The sequence below is a fragment of the Kitasatospora sp. NPDC096077 genome (genome assembly GCF_040303245.1).
In the GTDB taxonomy this organism is placed as follows: Bacteria; Actinomycetota; Actinomycetes; order Streptomycetales; family Streptomycetaceae; genus Kitasatospora.
The window spans coordinates 56375-72058 of the sequence record NZ_JBEOSV010000044.1 but is presented as its reverse complement, the minus strand read 5'-3'; the positions used below and the strand labels follow the sequence as shown (position 1 = coordinate 72058).

Sequence of the window (15684 nt, the reverse complement as noted above, 5' to 3'; positions counted from 1 at the left end):
TGTTAGTTGAGGATGTGGTGTCGATTAAGCCTCCGAACGCGCACCGGGCGACCTCCACGGGCGCGGCCCCGCGGCCCCCGCGCGGCCGGGCCGGGGGGCGGGGCCCCCCCCCGACGACGGCTTTCCGGTCCCGAACGGTCCGCTGCGGTCACCTTCGGGCACTACCGGTCTTCGCATGGTGCGCCAAGTGACCGCACCGTTACGGTCGATGACGAAATCGATCCCGACCGAGGACGGTACCCATGGCTGTGGCACCCCGTATCGACGTCTCCACCTCCCTCCGCACCGGCGGAGCGGAACCCACCCCCGCCCAGCACGCCGAACTCGCGGCGAGCGTCGCCCGTGACGTCCTCTTCGCCACCCAGCCCCGCACCCCCGGCCACCGCGCGCCCAACACGACCTGGGACCTGATCGGCACCCACGCGAGCGGCCAGGCCGCCGTCTACTACGCGGACGGCCGCACCCACCTGGAGAAGCCGTTCCTCTTCGCCGACGGCTTCAACTACGGCAAGAGCGACCTCCCCGCCCTCTTCGAGCACTTCAACACCCCGTACCAGGAAGGCACTCCGGGCCTGTTCGACCAACTCCTCGCCCGCGGCCACGACATCGTCCTGATCGGCTTCGAACGGCGCCACACCCGCATCCAGCACAACGCCGACCTCGCGGCCAAGGCGATCGAGCGCGCCATCGCCGAACGCATCGGCGACGCCCGGCTGACCGTCGGCGGCGTCAGCATGGGCGGCATCATCACCCGCTACGCGCTCACCAAGATGGAGCACGACGACATCAACCACCAGACCGACACCTACCTGTCCTGGGACTCCCCGCACAACGGCGCCTGGATCCCGCTGATCCTCCAGCAGATGGCGTACTTCTTCGAGACGCTCGCGCCCGGTGAGCCCGGCAAGCCCTCCCAGGCCGACCTGATCCGCAGCGAGGCCGCCCAGCAACTGCTCTGGGCCTGGGTACCGGACGCCAAGTACTCCGGCGAGGTCGCCACCGCCAGCGAGCTGCGCACCGAGTTCGTCGACGAGCTCGCCGACCTCGGCAACTTCCCGCAGCGCCCACGCCTGCTCGGCCTCGCCAACGGGCGCGGCGACGGCGTCGGCCGCCCGCTGCCGGCCGGGGAGATCGCCTTCGACTGGAAGGCGGCGTTCAACACCGCCAGCGCCACCGCCCGCTTCCAGCCCGACCGGGGCACCGGGCAGCCGGTCGGCGGCATGCACATCCTCGGCGAGCTGCGCCGCTCCACCACCACCGAGGTCCCGGCCCTGGACGGGGTGCCCGGCGGCACCCTGGAGTCCTTCGGCCTGGTCGCGGACGCGCTCAAGGCCGAGATCGGCGAGGAGTACCGCAGCGGCGCCTTCGTCCCGGCGGTCAGCGCCTCCGCGTTCAAGTACGACCCGATCGCCTGGAACGTCGACCCGAAGCTGCCCCTCCTCGACCAGGACACCGACGACTTCCACCTGCACGAGGTCGGCTTCGACACCGAGAACACCGAGCACAGCCACGTCTCGCCCGTTCTCGCGAACTGGCTGCTCGACCGGCTCTGACCCCATGGGCGGAGTGGGAAGTCGGCCCATCCGACTTCCCACTCCGCGCTACCTCTTGGGCGGCGCCGACAGGTCGAGGACCCGGGCCAGGGCGCCGACGACGGGAGCCCGGTGCCCCGGCGGCAGGTGCCGCGCGGCCCAGTCGGCGGCCAGCGCCACGAAGTCGACCAACTCCCGCTCGGCACCCGCGAGCAGGCGGCGCAGCTCGGTGACGGGAAGTTCGATCACCGGGCTGTCGCCCCGCTCGGCGTCGACCGTGAGCCGGACGACGTCGCCGAGGCGTTCGGCGAGCGCCGACTCCGGTTCGTGGCCGTAGCCGAGCAGGCCGCCACCGCCGCCGTCGACGAGCCGGTGCCAGTCGCGCCAGTCCTCCAGGCCGTCGCAGCAGCCGGGCCGGAACGTGATGCCGGTGGACTCGTCGACGACCCGCAGGCCGCCTGCCGCGTACGGGAGTTCGGCGGTCAGCAGCCCGTGCAGGAAGGCACCGAGCGGATCGTCGGGCCCGTCGTCGGGTTCACCGGCGTTCCAGCCGGCGATGCACATCACCGCCGTCCCGACCTCGCCGGGTGGGAGTCCACCGCCCAAGGGCAGGAAGCCGGTCGGTTCGGTCACGGCGACGGGCCACAGGTCGAAGCCGTCGCGGGCGCGGGTCTCCAGGACGGGCTGCATCGTGATCACCCGGTGCAGTGTTGCCCATCGCCCGCCCGTGACGCCTCCCGATTTCGCCGGGCCGCCGGGCCGCCGGAACACGGATGCAACGCTTGTTACACGAATCTGATGTCACCGATGGACGGATGGAACCCTCCTGAGGCGGGACCCTGACGTCCCGCCCCTACGGTTCCACGCATGCCAAGTACCCGTAGCCACAACAGGATCCGAGCGCGCGGACCAGCCGTCCTGACGGCGCTCGTGTGGGCAGCGAGCACGGCGCTGGCCGCACCCGCAGGGGCCGCAGGCGCCGCAGCGCCGGCCGGGGCCGCCACCGGCCGGGCGGTCGTCCATCCGGAGGCGGTCACGGCCGCGCAGCAGCAGGCCGTCCTGGACTACTGGACGCCCGAGCGGATGGCCGCCCTGACCACGCCGTCGTCGAGCAATCCGCCCAAGAGCGCTCCCGACGGCGCCCCGTGGACCGGTTCCGACACCCTGAGCAGGACCGTGGGCAGGCTCTTCTTCACCAACCACGGTGCGGACGAGAGCTGCACCGCGACCGTCGTGAACAGCGCCAACCGCAGCACCGTCGTCACGGCGGGACACTGCGTCAACAGCCCCGACCTCCTCGGCGACAACGACGAGTGGCTGGCGAACGAGATGTTCGTCCCGGGCTACCACGACGGTCTCGCGCCGTACGGCACGTTCGTCGCCCGCGCCGGGGTCGCCGACGCCACCTGGCTCCTCAACGACGAGCAGAACGCCCTGAAGTACAACGCGTACGACCAGGCGTTCCTGGTCCTGAACACCGACGCCGCCGGCCGACGCGTGCAGGACGCCGTCGGCGCCGCCCAGCGCATCGGCTTCGACCGGCCGGGCAGCGCGTCGGTCCACCAGTTCGGCTATCCGCGCCAGGCCGCGGGCGATCCCACCCGTGCGGGCCTGCCCGAGTACACCGGGGCCAGGCTCGCCCACTGCACGGGACGGACCCGCGAGTACGCCGGCACCGCGCAGTACCCGCAGCCCCGGGGCGAGTGGGGCGCCCCCTGCGTGATGGGCGGCGGCTCCAGCGGCGGTCCCCGCATCGCCGACTTCGACCCGTCCTCCGGGATCGGCACGGTGGTGGGTGACAACACCCTGGGCGGCTTCTTCGACTCCTCGGGCCGGGTCTGCGCCCCCGGCGACGCCTCCTGCACCCGGCACCTGGTCGGCCCGCAGTTCACCTCCGCGATCACCGAGCCGCTGTACCGGGCCGCCGAACGCTCCTGAGGCGTCGGCCGGGCCGTGCTCGAAACCAACCGCACCCAACCGAGATTGGCGATGATGTCCACCACCCACCGAACGTTCCCCCGCACGCTCGCCGCCGCGGGAGCCCTCCTGCTGAGCGCGACCACGGCGGCCGTGCTGCTGCCGACCGTGGCCTCCGCCGCGGAACGGGACTCCGTCACCACGCATGCCGGCGCCACGACCGACCAGGAGCGCGGCCGGATCGACGGCTACTGGACCCCCGAGCGGATGAAGCTGGCGGGCGCCATGGTCCCGGAGATCACCCCCGTGCCCGAGGACGACAACACGCCCGACGACCCGCGGCCGCTTCCCCCGAACACCCCGGACCCCGGGGCCACCTGGACGCACGGCGGAGCGGTGGACAAGAACGTCGGCCGGCTCTTCTTCACCTTCTCCGACGGCTACGACGGCAGCTGCACCGCGACGGTCGTCAGGAGCGCGAACCGCAGCACCGTCATCACGGCGGCGCACTGTCTGCGGGGTGTCGGGGCCGGCGCCACCGACGCGACGTGGAACCACAACCTCTACTTCGTGCCCGGTTACCGCAACGGCACGAAGCCGCTCGGCGGCTTCAGCATCAAGGAGGCGGCCACCTCCTCCCGTTGGGACGCCGATCCGGGCACGACGACTTCCGCCGATGTCGCCGTCGCCGGCTTCGACACGGGGATCCTGGTGGCGAACCCCTCGGCCGAGGGCCGACGGATCGCGGACGTCACGGGAAGCCAGAACATCGCGTTCACCGAGCCCGCCGAGGGCGAGTTCGTCCACACCTTCGGCTACCCGAAGGACCGGCTCAACAACCCCAGTGCCAAGTACGCCGGATCACGCATGATCCACTGCGCCGGACCGGCCCGGCAGGGCCCCAAGGCCCCGCTGCTGTGGGGCGAGTCCTGCGACATGTCGCACGGGGCGAGCGGCGGCCCCCACCTGGCCCGGTTCGACACCCGCACCGGCACCGGCACCGTCGTCGGCGTCACCACCACCAGCGAGGACCTCGCGGGCGGCCAGCCCGACACGCTCTACGCCACCCGCCTCGGCGACAGTGCCCACCGCCTGTACGAGTGGGCGCAGAAGCGCGCGGCCTGACCTGACCTGACGGCGCCGGTGCCGGGCTCCGGTACCGGCGCCCGTCTACCAGGGCAGCGGGCCGGCCGCGTCGAAGTAACCGCCGGTCGGGCCGTCCGGGCCCAGCCGGGCCATCCGGACGATGATCTCGGCGCCCTGCTCGACGGTCTGGGTGCCCGCGTGCCCATTGAGGTCCGTCGCGGTGTAGCCGGGCTCCACGGCGTTGATCCGCATCGCCGGGAAGGCGTTGGCGAACTGCACGGTGAGCATGTTGACGGCGGTCTTGGAGGCCGGGTAGGCGGCCCCCGGGTAACCCTGGCCGCCCCGGGCCAGCGAGGCCAGGCCGCTGCTGACGTTGACCACGACCGGGGCGGCGGAGCACTCCAGCAGCGGCAGGAAGGCGTGGGTCACCCGGACCAGGCCGAACACGTTGGTCTCGAAGACCTCCCGCAGCACGTCGGCGGTCAGCTCGGCGGCGCCGATGACGGCGCCCTGCGGCGAGCGCACCTCGATCCCGGCGTTGTTGACCAGGACGTCCAGGCCGCCGTCCTTCTCGACGACGGCCACCGCGGCGGCGACCGACGCGTCGTCGGTGACGTCGAGCCGGACGAAGCGGGCGCCGAGCGCGGCCGCGGCCGCCTCGCCCCGCTCGGTGCTGCGCGCCCCCAGGTAGACGGTGTGGCCCGCGGCGATCAGTCGGCGGGCCGTCTCGTAGCCGAGGCCCTTGTTGGCCCCGGTGATCAAAGTGGTCGTCATGGGGCCCAGCTTCGCCCCGGGCCGCCGCGCCCGGCCACCGGTTTAGGGCGCGGCGCAGCAGGGCCGGCGGCGGGGGCGCCGTCCGAACTGCCCTGACGGGCAAGGGGTGTTGCCCTCGGGGGCCGCCCCTTCCGTCCGCGGCGGGTGCGCGGGTCAGGCGGCGCCGGAGCGGCCGAGCAGCCGGCGGCGGGGGTGGCGCACGGCGATGCGGCCGAAGCTCTTCTTCCCGACCAGTTCGATGCGCAGCCGGGCCGGGAGGTCGGGGTCGGGGCTCTGGTGGCCCTTGACCTTGGCGAACTCCAGGACCAGGCCGTAGGGGTCGACCACGATGCCCGGGCCGACGATCAGGGTGAGGTTGCCGCCCTGCATGTCGACGTCGACCTCCAGGGTGTCGTGGGTGAGCACGGCCTGGGTGAAGTCCAGGGTCACGTTGCACCATTCGGCGGCGATCTCCAGGCGGCGGGGCAGGACCCAACTGCCCGTCCGTTCGGCCTTGGTGAACTTCTGCTCGATCCGCAGGACGTCCCGGCCCTCGGCGACCACGCCGGTGCGGGAGACGGTCACCGGGGGCAGGTCGGCGGTGAGGTGGGCCAGGTCGGCGAGGGTGCGGGCGGCGAGGGCGGCCTCCACCCGGTCGTCCAGTTCCTCGGCGGTCAGCCGGCCGTCGCCGGCGGCGACGCCCAGGGCGGCGACCACGCGGTCCCGGTCGGCGTGCGAGGCCCGCAGTGCGAGGCCGGTGCTGCTGGTGGCGCCGCTCCCGGTGCTGCTCCCGGTGGACGCGATCTCTCCCGGCATGTGTCCCGTCCCCGTTCTCGTCCTGGCGCGACTTACGCTATATCGCGATACGGTATATCGCGTTACGCGGTTCCCGCCAGGCCGGGGGCCCGGCCGGCCCCCTCAGGAGTCGGCGTTCTTGCGCAGGCGCTCGGCCAGGGCCGGGTCGGACTCCCACCACAGGCCGTTGCCGTCGGGTTCCTGCTCGGCGGGTCCGGCCTCCCGGGCTTCCCCGAGGGCGGAGTCGCCGACGGCCCGCAGGCGGAACAGCAGGCCGGGGACGCTCCAGAACACCGCGATCATCAGCAGCCCGACCGGGGCGACGTAGTACCAGGGCACCATGGCGGCGCGGGCCAGCGGCAGCACCAGGAAGGCGAAACCGAGTCCGGTGCCCCGGCCCGTGACCAGGAACTCGCGGTCCTCCGCGACCTCCACGGCCACCGGGTTGGAGCGGCTACGGTCCCAGGCGGTGAGCCGGACGGTGTGGGTCCCGGCCGACACCGGGAAGCGGGCGACGGTGCCCTGTCTGACACCGCCGACCGGCACCCCGTCGATCTCCACGCCGAACGTGCCCCTGCGCAGGGCGAGGAACGGCTGCTCGGCGTACACGGCGACGGTGGCGGTCATGTGTCGTCCCCCTGGATTTGTGATCATGATGTGTGGAGCGCGCCCATGATAGGGGGATGCCCGCAACAGCGCTGACGTCAGTTCGGTTGCGGTGCGGCGAGGTTCTCCGGACCGAGGTGCTCCGGGCCCGGGTTCTCCGGGCCGGCCGGGGCGGTGTAGCGCGGGGCGGCCCGGCCCCAGTCGTGGTAGCCGCGGATCCAGGCGGCGTGGGCGTCGGCGTACCGGGCGAGTTCGGGCATCCGCCCGGCACCGAGGGCCTGTTCGAGCTGCGGGAGTCCGGCGCGCAGCTCGACGAAGGAGGCGACCGAGCGCTCGACCGTCCCGCACACCTGCCGCACGGCCTCGGCCCGGGACAGGCCGCGGTGGTGCACCAGGCTGGGCACGAGGTTGGGGTAGCCGCGGGCCTCGTCCTTCTCCAGCGAGTGGATCTCGTTCATCGCGACGACCGCGTCGCAGGCGGCGATCCGCATCCCTTCGAGGTGGGTGGAGTGCCAGGCCAGCAGCGGGACTTCGAAGTCCCCGACGCGTTCGGCCAGGGCGAGCAGCGGGCGCACCCCGATGGTGCGGCGGCGGGCGCGCAGGTGGGCGGCCGGGTCCGGCGGGACGCCGTGCGCCCGGTCGGCGATCCGGGTGGGCCAGCCGGCCAGGTAGTCGACCCAGTCGTGGGCGGTGCGCCGGCGCCACTCCTCGGACCTGCCGCGGCCCATCCGCCGCCAGCAGTCGGCGAAGGCGGCGACGACGGGCCGGGCGGGTGCCGCCGGCGGTTTCGGCCAGCGCAGCAGGCCCACCAGGTCCTGGCAGACGGCGATCGCGGCGTCGGTGCGCCTGTTCGGGGTGTCGCACGGGGGGTCGGACAGGGGGTCGGACGGGGTGTCGGGCCGGGCGTCGGAGCGCGGGTCGAACCGGGCGTCGAAGAGGAAGAGCCAGCCGAGCAGGTCGAAGCAGAGGTCGAGGTCCGCGCCGACGGCCTCCGGGAAGCCGTACGCGGCGCTGTCGGCCACCCGGGAGGCCTCGTAGCGGTGGAGGGCCTCGTCGCCGGTCACCAGCCCCGAGGCCTGGACCCAGTCCAGGTGGCGCCGGCGGGCGCGGTCCAGCTCCGGGCTGACCCGGCTCTCGACGGGCATCGTGAACTCGACGTCCTGGGGCATACGCCTTCCGCACTCCTGAACGGTCCGATGAACGGTCCGAGGGCCGACAGCGGGGCCGGGTCGTCATGGACACGGCCCTGCCCCAGCGTTGTCGATCCGCACCGCCCGCACCAGAGCGCAGGGGGAGCATCCACGGCGCGCGAACCCGACGCGCACTTCGATTTGGTACGCGCCCGCAGGGTCCGGCCCCCACCGCACCGAGGGGCCCCGCCGCACCGGGCGGTGCGACGGGGCCCCGGGAGGGTGCCGGTGCTACTGGCCGGCGGGGGTGCCCCAGCCCCAGGAGGTGTTCGCGGGGGCGTCATCGCCCCAGGCGGTGGTCGCGGGCGTGGCCTTCTGGGGGGCCACGCCGCCCCGGGAGGTGTCCGCGAAGGCCTGGCCGCTGCCGAGGGCGAGCAGGGCGGCGGCGGCAGCACCGACGGCGATGCGCTTGAGCATGGTGGATCTCCTCCGACATTCGTTCGATCGGTCGGAACTGACAGTAGATCACCATGCGGGCAATTGTTCGATGAACGTCGACATTCGATGGCTCAGGCGGGCAGGTCGCCGTCACCGCCCATGTTGGCGGTGATGCGGCGCAGGACGTTGACCGCGGTCACGAACTCGGCCTCGTCCACACCCTCCTGGGCCCGCCGGAGCACCCGGTGGTTGCGCTCCCGGGCCCGCAACCGGGCCGCCTCGCCCTGCTCGGAGAGGGACATGCCGCCGGTCGTCGCATCCTCCAGCAGCCAGCCGCGGGCGGCGAGGTCGTCGAAGACGGCGTCGAAGTCGAGGCCGAGGTCCTCGTAGCGGGCCAGCCGCTCGACCAGGGTGGTGCGGGTCCAGTGGCCGGGGGCGCCGGCGGCGTGGTTGAGCGTCCACCAGTGCGGCTGGGTGAGGCCCTCCACCGCCAGCTGCTCGCGCAGGCCTCCCACCACCCGGCGGTACACCTCTCCGGTCCACGCGCCGATGGGCTGGGCGGCCAGGACCTCGTGCGGGTACTCCTTGAGCATCACGTCACCGTTCGTTCGGTCGTTCGGTCGTTCGGAATGCCGTCACCGTAGGAGCTCAAGTCGGCTTGAGGTCAAGACCGTTCGTACCGGTCCGGCATCCGGTTCCGGCCGGATCGGGGCGCACCCCGACACCCGGGCCGGGGCCCGCGCGGGCCGGCGCGGCGCGATGGCGCCCCCGGCGCCGGCGTGGGAAGTCGGACCGGCCGACTTCCCATGCCGCAAACCCGCCCCCGCACTTTGGCGCGCCGCCCATCACCCACACGGGTGCGCCGGACCCGTCCCCCTCCTCGCCGGGGCCCCCGACTGGCACGGTTGGTGCCCGAGCGACCGGACCGTGCCCTGCGGCTGAGCCCGCTCCCCCCGACCGGAGCGGGAAGTCGTCCCCGCCGACTTCCCGCTCCCTCCACTCCCCCGCTCCCGCCGGTGGCACAGTGGCGGGGTGACCCGCCCCTCGGACATCGACGCGCTGCTGCGGCGCTTCCCGCTCGGGGCCCGGCTGCGCGGCCGCGTCCGGCCGCACCCCGGGCCGCCCATCGGTGTCTTCGTCGACCTCGCGCCGGGCGATCCGGACCCCGGCTGCCCCGAGTTCGACTGCCCGGGATTCGTCGACCGCGCACACCTGCGCGGCCGCGACCAGTGGCCGCCGGCCGGCACGGTCACGGACTTCGAGGTCCTGAGCCACCTCCACAACCGCCTCACCGGCCGGTGGCAGATCAGGCTCTGGCCGCTGGACCCCGCCCTGCACGACCCGGACTCCGCGCACCGGGCGTTCCCCGAGGAGCAGTGGCAGCGGAGCCGGGCGCGTCACCCGGTCGGCTCGACCGTGACGGCGACCGTCACCTCCGCCGGCCCCGGGAACCACTGGTACACCGTCACCTTCGGCGAGGCCTGGGCCCGGGTCGGCTACCCGGCCGCCGGAGCGCCGCCACCGGGGCACGCCGGGCGTTACCGGGTCACCGCGCTGCTGGAGAGCACCCACCGGGTGCTGCTGGCGCCGCTGGACGGGCCCGTAAACCTCGATCACCCGTACGGGTGATCATCATTTCATCCGCCGGAAGCCCGGGCCGGACCGCCGCTAGCGTCCGGCCATGGACTTCGCCGGCATTGCCAACAGTTTCGTGCAGCACTACTACACCACCTTCGACGGTGGCCTGACGGCCCGTCAGAACCTTGCCACCCTGTACCGGCCCGAGTCGATGCTCACCTGGGAGAGCGCCCAGGTCCAGGGACAGGTCGCCATCACCGCCGCTCTGACCAAGCCCGAACTCGCCGTCGTCAAGCACCGGGTGGGCAGCAGCGATGCCCAGCCCGCCCCGGGCGACGGGGTCCTGGTCGCCGTCACCGGCAGCCTCGCCGTCGACAACACCTTCGACAAGCCGCTGCAGTTCGCCGAGACCTTCAACCTCCAGCCGATCCCCGGCCAGCCCGGCGGGTTCTTCATCCACAACCAGGTCTTCCGCCTGATCTTCGCCCCCTGAGCACTCCGGCCCCGGGCGGCCCCGCCCCACGAGAGGCGGGGCCGCCCGGCGTTGTCAGACCCCCGCGCTAGCGTGCGGGCCATGACGAACGGCTCCCTCGCCCTCACCCTCGCGCCCTGGTCCGAACCGCTGGGCCTGGACGTGCTGCACCGCCAGAACACCCCCGAACTGACCGAGCACCTGGGCGGGGTGGAGAGCGCCGAGCAGGTGCGGCGCCGGCACGAGCGCTACCTCGCGATGACGGACGGGCGGATGTTCCTGCTGATGCTCGACGGCGAGCCGGCCGGGTCGGTCGGGTACTGGCCGCACGCCTGGCAGGGGCAGCAGGTGTACGAGACCGGGTACGCGGTGCTGCCCGAGTACCAGGGCCGGGGGCTCGCGGTGCGGGCGCTGCTGCTGTGCGCCCGGCGGGCCGGGCGGGAGGGCGCGCTGCCGTGGCTGCACGCCTTCCCGTCGGTGCGGCACGACGCCTCGAACGCGGTGTGCCGCAAGGCGGGGTTCGAGCTGCTCGGCGAGGTGGAGTTCGAGTACCCGCCGGGCCACCCCATCCGTTCCAACAACTGGCGCCTGGCGCTCACGGCGTAGCCGTCGTAGCCGCGGGGAGCGGGCCGTCGTCCTCGGGCAGTCCGAACATCGGCCGGCAGGGCGTCAGGCCGCTGATCGAGACGGGCACCTGCGCGTGCTCCTCCCAGCGGGCGCGGGTCAGCCGCAGGCGCCGCTTGGTCGCGGGCCGGCCGCGGACCACGCGCCGCTCGGTGCCGTCGAGTTCGTAGCCGTGCCGGCGGGAGACGTTGAACGAGGAGGCGTTGTCCTCGAAGGCCCCCGACGTGGCCTCCAGCGCGTCCAGGCCTGCGAAGGCCAGGTGCAGGACGGCGGCCCGCATCTCGGTGCCGATCCCCTGCCCCTGGTGGCGCGCGCCGAGCCAGGAGGCGGTGCCCACCTCCCGCAGCACGGCGAAGTCCCGGGCGGAGACGGTCTGCAGGCCGACGACCCGGCCGTGCTCGAACACGGCCAGGTTCAGCGCCCAGTCCTCGGGCGACCAGGTCCCCCGGCACAACCAGTGGTGCTGCACCACCGAACGGGCCCGCTGCGCGGGAGGCAGGTCGGTCCACGGCACGAGGAAGGGCATCCGGTCCGGGGCGTGGATGCCCTCGGCCGCCAGGGCGGCCAGCTCGGCCAGCTCGTCGTCGCCGGGCAGCCGCAGCTCCAGGCGGGGGGTGTTCAGCCGCAGGCCCAGCAGGGGCCAGTGATCGATCAACATGCCCCATTGTCGGAGCCGGCCGCCGCCGCGGTCATCCGATTTCCCCGGCCCCGGGTTCACCGGCCGTCAGGCGAGGCGGCGGGCCGGGACGGGGCCGTCGGCGAGGGTGGCGGACAGGACGACGGGCAGCTCCTTGTCCTCCTGTCCGACGCTCAGGCCGAGCCAGCGCGGGCCTGCTCCGCCGTCGGGCAGGGGCCAGACGTGCAGGGTGACGGCCTTGCAGCTGAGCAGGGCCAGCGGTTCGGGGACGGGGCGTGCGGCGCATTCCCAGTCGTAGCCCGCCCGCAGGTAGGAGAACAGGTCGACGGTGTGCGGGCTGCCCCAGCGTGCGGTGAGCACCTCGGCCAGGGCGGCGAGTCGGGCCTCGGCCAGGTCGTGTTCGCGTTCGCAGGCCTGCCTGTCCTCCTCGTCGTGCCGGAAGTCGCGGCTGACGTACAGCTCCTCGACCCGGTAGCCGGGGCCGGCGTGCCCGGTGGCGTGGTCGGCGTCGGCCGGGGTGTAGGGGCGGGGGTCGGCGAGGAGTGCGTCGACGCGGTCGAGGTGCTGCGGCGGGTCGGCCACGTAGGCGATGAAAGGGTCGGTCACGGGGGCGGTGGAAGGGTCGGTCACAGGCGGCAAGGGTAGGGGGCGGCGCCGACAGGCGGTCTCGACGGGGGCGGGCGGGGCGGGACATCCTCGTCCCGGAAGCACGGCGCGCGACCCCGACCCTCGCCCGAAGGAGCCCTCGTGGACAACCAGTTGACCCCGCCCGACGCCCGGTGCCCGATGGGGCGGCGCCTGGTGCTGGACCCCACCGGGCGGGCCCGGGACGCGGAGAGCGCCGAGCTGTTCGCGCGCGGGCCGGCCACCCCGGTGGACCTGCTCGGGGTGCCGGCCTGGGCGGTGGCCGACCCGCTGCTGCTGGAGGAGCTGCTGCGGGACCCGCGGGTGTCCAAGGACGGCCACCAGCACTGGCCGGACTTCGAGCGGCTGGTGCCCGACTGGCCGCTGGCGCTGTGGGTGGAGGCGCGCAACATGTTCACCGCGCACGGCGCCGACCACCGCCGGCTGCGCCGGCTGGTGGGGGCCGCGTTCACCGCCCGCCAGATCGGCTCGATGGCGGTGCGGATCCAGGAGCTGACGGACGGGCTGCTGGACGCGATCGCCCTGACCCCGGCCGGCACGGCCGTGGACCTGCGCGAGCGCCTGGCCTACCCGCTGCCGATCCAGGTGATCGGTGAACTGCTCGGCCTGCCGGTCGAGTTGCGCGATCGCTTCCGCCACCACGTCGACCGGGTGTTCTCCACCGTGCTCGGCCCCGAGGAGGCCGCCACCAACGCGGCCGCCTTCTACGCCATGCTGGAGGAGCTGATCGCGGTCAAGCGGGCGCAGCCGGGCGAGGACCTGACCTCGCTGCTGATCGGTGTGCGCGACACCGAGGGCGACGGCGGGGCGCTCACCGAGGAGGAACTGCGGGACACCCTGCTGCTGATCGTGTCGGCCGGCTACGAGACCACCGTCAACCTCATCGACAACGCGATCACGCTGCTGCTGACCCACCCCGAGCAGCTGGACCTGGTGCGCTCGGGCAAGGCGGGCTGGGAGGACGTGGTGGAGGAGGCGCTGCGCTGCGAGGCGCCGGTGGCGCACCTGCCGCTGCGGTACGCGGTGGAGGACATCGCGCTGCCGGGCGGGGTGGTGATCCGCCGGGGGGAGGCGATCCTGGCCTCCTACGCGGCGGCCGGGCGCCACCCGGTGCGCTACGGCGCGGAGGGTGCGGTCTTCGACGTGCTGCGGCCGGTGAAGGACCACCTGGCCTTCGGGTACGGCCCGCACTTCTGCCTCGGCGCGCCGCTGGCCCGCACGGAGGCGCGCACGGCGCTGCGCTCGCTGTTCGAGCGCTTCCCCCACCTGGTGCTGCTGCCGGGGGTGGAGCTGGAGCCGGTGGACTCGCTGATCTCCAACGGGCACCGCTCGCTGCCGGTGCTGCTCGCCCGGGAGTGACGGCGCGGGGCCGCAGGCCCCCTAGGGTGTGGATCATGCCCATACCCATCGAACTGGTGATCTTCGACTGCGACGGCGTACTGCTGGACAGCGAGCGCGTGGCGGTGAAGGTGGACGCCCGGGTGGCGGCCGCGATCGGCTGGCCGCTGTCCGAGGCGGAGATCGTGGAGCGCTTCGTCGGCCGCACCCACGCGTACATGACCGCCGAGCTCGCCGCCCGTGCGAGCGTGCCGCTGGAACCGGGCTGGGAGCGGGCCTACCAGCACCTGTACGACGAGGCGTTCGCCGCCGAACTCGCGCCCGTGGAAGGAGTGGTGGAGGCGCTGGCGGAGCTGGAGCGGGCCGGGGTGCGCGACTGCGTCGCCTCCTCCAGCGGGCACTCCCGGCTGCGTGACACCCTGGGGCGGACCGGGCTGCTGGCCCGCTTCGAGGGGCGGATCTTCAGCGCCGAGGACGTCGCGGCCGGCAAGCCCGCCCCCGACCTGTTCCTGCACGCCGCCGCCGTGGCGGGGGTCGAGCCGGCCGCCTGCCTGGTGGTGGAGGACAGCAAGTACGGGGTGGCCGCCGCCCGCGCGGCCGGCATGCGCTCGCTCGGCTTCCACGGCGGCCTCACCCCGGCCGCCTGGCTGGCCGGGCCGGGCACCCGCACCTTCGACGACATGCGCGAGCTGCCCGCCCTGGTCGCCGGCGCCGCCGCACTGCCGCTGCCGTGACGTGACGTGACCGGGCGGGGTGAACGGCGCGGCGGGTCCGGGCCGTTGTGCCGGAGGGGGAAGTGGACGGCACCGGCCCGGGGCCGGCGCGGCGACAGGAGGCGGAACGTGGCGGCGGAGCACGCGGTCATCGAGCAGGTGCGGCGGCTGGGCCCGGGCCCGGAGCGGGACCTCTCCCCCGACTACGCGCTCCTGCCCCCGGCCCGGCCGGCCGGGCCGGCCGGGCCGGACTGGCAGCGGCCGCTGGACGCCCTGGGGACGGTCCTCATCCCCCCGCAGGCCCGGCCCGCCCCGGCCGTGCCGGCGCCGGCACCGCTGCCGGTACCGGCGCCGCTGCCGGTTCCGGCTCCCGTGCCGGTTCCGGCCGCTCCGGCCCCGCTCCCGGCCCCCGCCGCCGTCCCGTACACCGCCCCGGCGCCCCTCGCCCAGGCCCCCGCTCAGGCCCCAACCCCCGCCCCCGCCCGGCTCGGCCGGCTGCTCGGCCGGGGCGAGCAGCGCGAGCGGGAACGGCTGACCGCCCTCATCCGCACCCCGCTGCACCGTTCCTTCCGGATCGCGGTCATCGGCCTCAAGGGCGGCGTCGGCAAGACCTCCGCGACGCTGGGCCTGGGGTCCGTCCTCGCCGAGACCCGGGCCGACAAGGTCGTCGCCGTCGACGCCAACCCGGACACCGGCACCCTGAGCCGGCGCATCCGCCGCGAGGGTGCGGCCACCGTCCAGGGCCTGCTGGCCGCCGCGCCCTCGATCACCGGCTACATGGACATCCGGCGCTTCACCTCGCTGACCCCCAGCGGCCTGGAGGTGCTGGCCAACGACGCCGACCCCACCGTCGCCGACGCCTTCGGCGGCGAGGACTACCGGCGCCTGGTCGAACTGCTCAGCCGCCAGTACCCGATCGTCCTGGCCGACTGCGGCACCGGGCTGCTGCACGGCTCCATGCGTGCCGTGCTCGACCTCGCCGACCAGCTGGTCATCACCGCCACCACCAGCATCGACGGCGCCGCCGGTGCCGACACCACCCTGGACTGGCTGTGTGCCAACGGCTACCAGGACCTCGCCCGGCGCAGCGTCACCGCCATCTCCGGCGTCCGGGCCAAGGGGCGCACCGTCGGCGCCGACGACCTGCTGGACCATTTCGGCCGCCGCTGCCGGGGCGCCGTCGTGCTGCCCTTCGACGAACACCTCGCCCTCGGCGGCGTCTTCGAGCCCGCGCGCCTGCACCCCCGCACCCGCCGCGCCCACCTCACCCTGGCCGCCCTCGTCGCCGAGGGCATCCACCCGTCCGCCTCCTGACGGGCCTCCGGCCCGAGCGGCGGCGGACGGGCCCAGGGGGTGTCCGACGATTCGCGTCGGATCAGCGCGCGGCGTGAGCCACTGCGGTTGGGCGTCCACCGGCCGA

General features: G+C 74.1%; 18 protein-coding genes. 9 read left to right on the top strand and 9 right to left on the bottom strand.

The genetic code is table 11. The features are described from left to right. The first annotated feature begins 242 nt into the window (after positions 1–242). Positions 243–1553 carry a lipase family protein gene (locus tag ABTZ03_RS29805; RefSeq protein ID WP_350516209.1) on the top strand — a complete coding sequence of 437 codons (1311 nt, stop codon included), beginning with the start codon at positions 243–245 and terminating at the stop codon, positions 1551–1553. A gap of 48 nt (positions 1554–1601) precedes the next feature. On the opposite strand, the gene ABTZ03_RS29800 is transcribed toward ABTZ03_RS29805, so the two are convergent. Continuing rightward, positions 1602–2222: a hypothetical protein gene (locus ABTZ03_RS29800; RefSeq protein WP_350516212.1), complete on the bottom strand. Its 621-nt coding sequence runs from the start codon at positions 2220–2222 to the stop codon at positions 1602–1604. A 177-nt stretch (positions 2223–2399) separates the two neighbouring features. Here ABTZ03_RS29800 and ABTZ03_RS29795 point away from each other — a divergent pair, with 177 nt between their 5' ends. Both ABTZ03_RS29795 and ABTZ03_RS29790 read left to right on the top strand, forming a co-directional pair. Beyond that, the gene (locus ABTZ03_RS29795; protein ID WP_350516208.1) at positions 2400–3470 is read left to right on the top strand and encodes a trypsin-like serine peptidase; all 1071 of its coding nucleotides are present in this window, start codon (positions 2400–2402) and stop codon (positions 3468–3470) included. A gap of 54 nt (positions 3471–3524) precedes the next feature. Then, positions 3525–4574 carry a trypsin-like serine peptidase gene (locus tag ABTZ03_RS29790; RefSeq protein ID WP_350516207.1) on the top strand — a complete coding sequence of 350 codons (1050 nt, stop codon included), beginning with the start codon at positions 3525–3527 and terminating at the stop codon, positions 4572–4574. Positions 4575–4619: 45 nt separating this feature from the next. Here ABTZ03_RS29790 and ABTZ03_RS29785 read toward each other — a convergent pair whose 3' ends face one another. From ABTZ03_RS29785 to ABTZ03_RS29760, 6 genes are all read right to left on the bottom strand, one after another. Beyond that, entirely contained in the window at positions 4620–5309 is a 690-nt protein-coding gene (locus tag ABTZ03_RS29785) for an SDR family NAD(P)-dependent oxidoreductase (protein ID WP_350516206.1), read from the bottom strand. A gap of 153 nt (positions 5310–5462) precedes the next feature. Next, positions 5463–6104 (bottom strand): DUF1707 SHOCT-like domain-containing protein, encoded by a 642-nt coding sequence (locus ABTZ03_RS29780; protein ID WP_350516205.1) that lies wholly within the window; start codon positions 6102–6104, stop codon positions 5463–5465. A gap of 102 nt (positions 6105–6206) precedes the next feature. Further along, entirely contained in the window at positions 6207–6710 is a 504-nt protein-coding gene (locus ABTZ03_RS29775) for a hypothetical protein (RefSeq protein WP_350516204.1), read from the bottom strand. A 77-nt stretch (positions 6711–6787) separates the two neighbouring features. Next, entirely contained in the window at positions 6788–7858 is a 1071-nt protein-coding gene (locus tag ABTZ03_RS29770) for a terpene synthase family protein (protein WP_350516203.1), read from the bottom strand. A gap of 252 nt (positions 7859–8110) precedes the next feature. Continuing rightward, entirely contained in the window at positions 8111–8296 is a 186-nt protein-coding gene (locus ABTZ03_RS29765) for a hypothetical protein (RefSeq protein ID WP_350516202.1), read from the bottom strand. Positions 8297–8388: 92 nt separating this feature from the next. Further along, positions 8389–8850: a winged helix DNA-binding protein gene (locus tag ABTZ03_RS29760; RefSeq protein ID WP_350516201.1), complete on the bottom strand. Its 462-nt coding sequence runs from the start codon at positions 8848–8850 to the stop codon at positions 8389–8391. A 439-nt stretch (positions 8851–9289) separates the two neighbouring features. Here ABTZ03_RS29760 and ABTZ03_RS29755 point away from each other — a divergent pair, with 439 nt between their 5' ends. The 3 genes from ABTZ03_RS29755 to ABTZ03_RS29745 all read left to right on the top strand — a co-directional run bounded on the left by ABTZ03_RS29755 (position 9290) and on the right by ABTZ03_RS29745 (position 10913). Beyond that, the gene (locus ABTZ03_RS29755; protein ID WP_350516200.1) at positions 9290–9886 is read left to right on the top strand and encodes a hypothetical protein; all 597 of its coding nucleotides are present in this window, start codon (positions 9290–9292) and stop codon (positions 9884–9886) included. 52 nt (positions 9887–9938) lie between these two features. Beyond that, positions 9939–10328 carry a nuclear transport factor 2 family protein gene (locus tag ABTZ03_RS29750; protein ID WP_350516199.1) on the top strand — a complete coding sequence of 130 codons (390 nt, stop codon included), beginning with the start codon at positions 9939–9941 and terminating at the stop codon, positions 10326–10328. Between the two features lie 81 nt (positions 10329–10409). Further along, a complete protein-coding gene (locus ABTZ03_RS29745; protein ID WP_350516198.1) occupies positions 10410–10913 on the top strand; it encodes a GNAT family N-acetyltransferase in 504 nt (167 codons plus the stop codon). Here the strand turns inward: ABTZ03_RS29745 and ABTZ03_RS29740 are convergent. Continuing rightward, positions 10903–11589 (bottom strand): GNAT family N-acetyltransferase, encoded by a 687-nt coding sequence (locus tag ABTZ03_RS29740; protein WP_350516197.1) that lies wholly within the window; start codon positions 11587–11589, stop codon positions 10903–10905. The genes ABTZ03_RS29745 and ABTZ03_RS29740 overlap by 11 nt on opposite strands. A 66-nt stretch (positions 11590–11655) precedes the next feature. Continuing rightward, positions 11656–12174 carry a hypothetical protein gene (locus tag ABTZ03_RS29735; protein ID WP_350516196.1) on the bottom strand — a complete coding sequence of 173 codons (519 nt, stop codon included), beginning with the start codon at positions 12172–12174 and terminating at the stop codon, positions 11656–11658. Positions 12175–12354: 180 nt separating this feature from the next. Here ABTZ03_RS29735 and ABTZ03_RS29730 point away from each other — a divergent pair, with 180 nt between their 5' ends. The 3 genes from ABTZ03_RS29730 to ABTZ03_RS29720 all read left to right on the top strand — a co-directional run bounded on the left by ABTZ03_RS29730 (position 12355) and on the right by ABTZ03_RS29720 (position 15578). After that, positions 12355–13572, top strand: coding sequence for a cytochrome P450 family protein (locus ABTZ03_RS29730; protein WP_350516211.1), 1218 nt, complete (start codon positions 12355–12357; stop codon positions 13570–13572). Between the two features lie 35 nt (positions 13573–13607). Further along, positions 13608–14285, top strand: a complete 678-nt coding sequence (locus tag ABTZ03_RS29725; protein WP_350516195.1) for an HAD family hydrolase — start codon at positions 13608–13610, stop codon at positions 14283–14285. A 108-nt stretch (positions 14286–14393) separates the two neighbouring features. Beyond that, positions 14394–15578 carry a MinD/ParA family ATP-binding protein gene (locus ABTZ03_RS29720; protein WP_350516194.1) on the top strand — a complete coding sequence of 395 codons (1185 nt, stop codon included), beginning with the start codon at positions 14394–14396 and terminating at the stop codon, positions 15576–15578. The last annotated feature ends 106 nt before the right edge of the window (positions 15579–15684 follow it).

Excerpts from the sequence above, each read along its gene's own strand:
- ABTZ03_RS29805 (WP_350516209.1), top strand. The coding sequence starts at position 243 with ATGGCTGTGGCACCCCGTATCGACGTCTCCACCTCCCTCCGCACCGGC.
- ABTZ03_RS29800 (WP_350516212.1), bottom strand. The coding sequence starts at position 2,222 with ATGCAGCCCGTCCTGGAGACCCGCGCCCGCGACGGCTTCGACCTGTGG.
- ABTZ03_RS29795 (WP_350516208.1), top strand. The coding sequence starts at position 2,400 with ATGCCAAGTACCCGTAGCCACAACAGGATCCGAGCGCGCGGACCAGCC.
- ABTZ03_RS29790 (WP_350516207.1), top strand. The coding sequence starts at position 3,525 with ATGTCCACCACCCACCGAACGTTCCCCCGCACGCTCGCCGCCGCGGGA.
- ABTZ03_RS29785 (WP_350516206.1), bottom strand. The coding sequence starts at position 5,309 with ATGACGACCACTTTGATCACCGGGGCCAACAAGGGCCTCGGCTACGAG.
- ABTZ03_RS29780 (WP_350516205.1), bottom strand. The coding sequence starts at position 6,104 with ATGCCGGGAGAGATCGCGTCCACCGGGAGCAGCACCGGGAGCGGCGCC.
- ABTZ03_RS29775 (WP_350516204.1), bottom strand. The coding sequence starts at position 6,710 with ATGACCGCCACCGTCGCCGTGTACGCCGAGCAGCCGTTCCTCGCCCTG.
- ABTZ03_RS29770 (WP_350516203.1), bottom strand. The coding sequence starts at position 7,858 with ATGCCCCAGGACGTCGAGTTCACGATGCCCGTCGAGAGCCGGGTCAGC.
- ABTZ03_RS29765 (WP_350516202.1), bottom strand. The coding sequence starts at position 8,296 with ATGCTCAAGCGCATCGCCGTCGGTGCTGCCGCCGCCGCCCTGCTCGCC.
- ABTZ03_RS29760 (WP_350516201.1), bottom strand. The coding sequence starts at position 8,850 with ATGCTCAAGGAGTACCCGCACGAGGTCCTGGCCGCCCAGCCCATCGGC.
- ABTZ03_RS29750 (WP_350516199.1), top strand. The coding sequence starts at position 9,939 with ATGGACTTCGCCGGCATTGCCAACAGTTTCGTGCAGCACTACTACACC.
- ABTZ03_RS29745 (WP_350516198.1), top strand. The coding sequence starts at position 10,410 with ATGACGAACGGCTCCCTCGCCCTCACCCTCGCGCCCTGGTCCGAACCG.
- ABTZ03_RS29740 (WP_350516197.1), bottom strand. The coding sequence starts at position 11,589 with ATGTTGATCGATCACTGGCCCCTGCTGGGCCTGCGGCTGAACACCCCC.
- ABTZ03_RS29730 (WP_350516211.1), top strand. The coding sequence starts at position 12,355 with ATGGGGCGGCGCCTGGTGCTGGACCCCACCGGGCGGGCCCGGGACGCG.
- ABTZ03_RS29725 (WP_350516195.1), top strand. The coding sequence starts at position 13,608 with ATGCCCATACCCATCGAACTGGTGATCTTCGACTGCGACGGCGTACTG.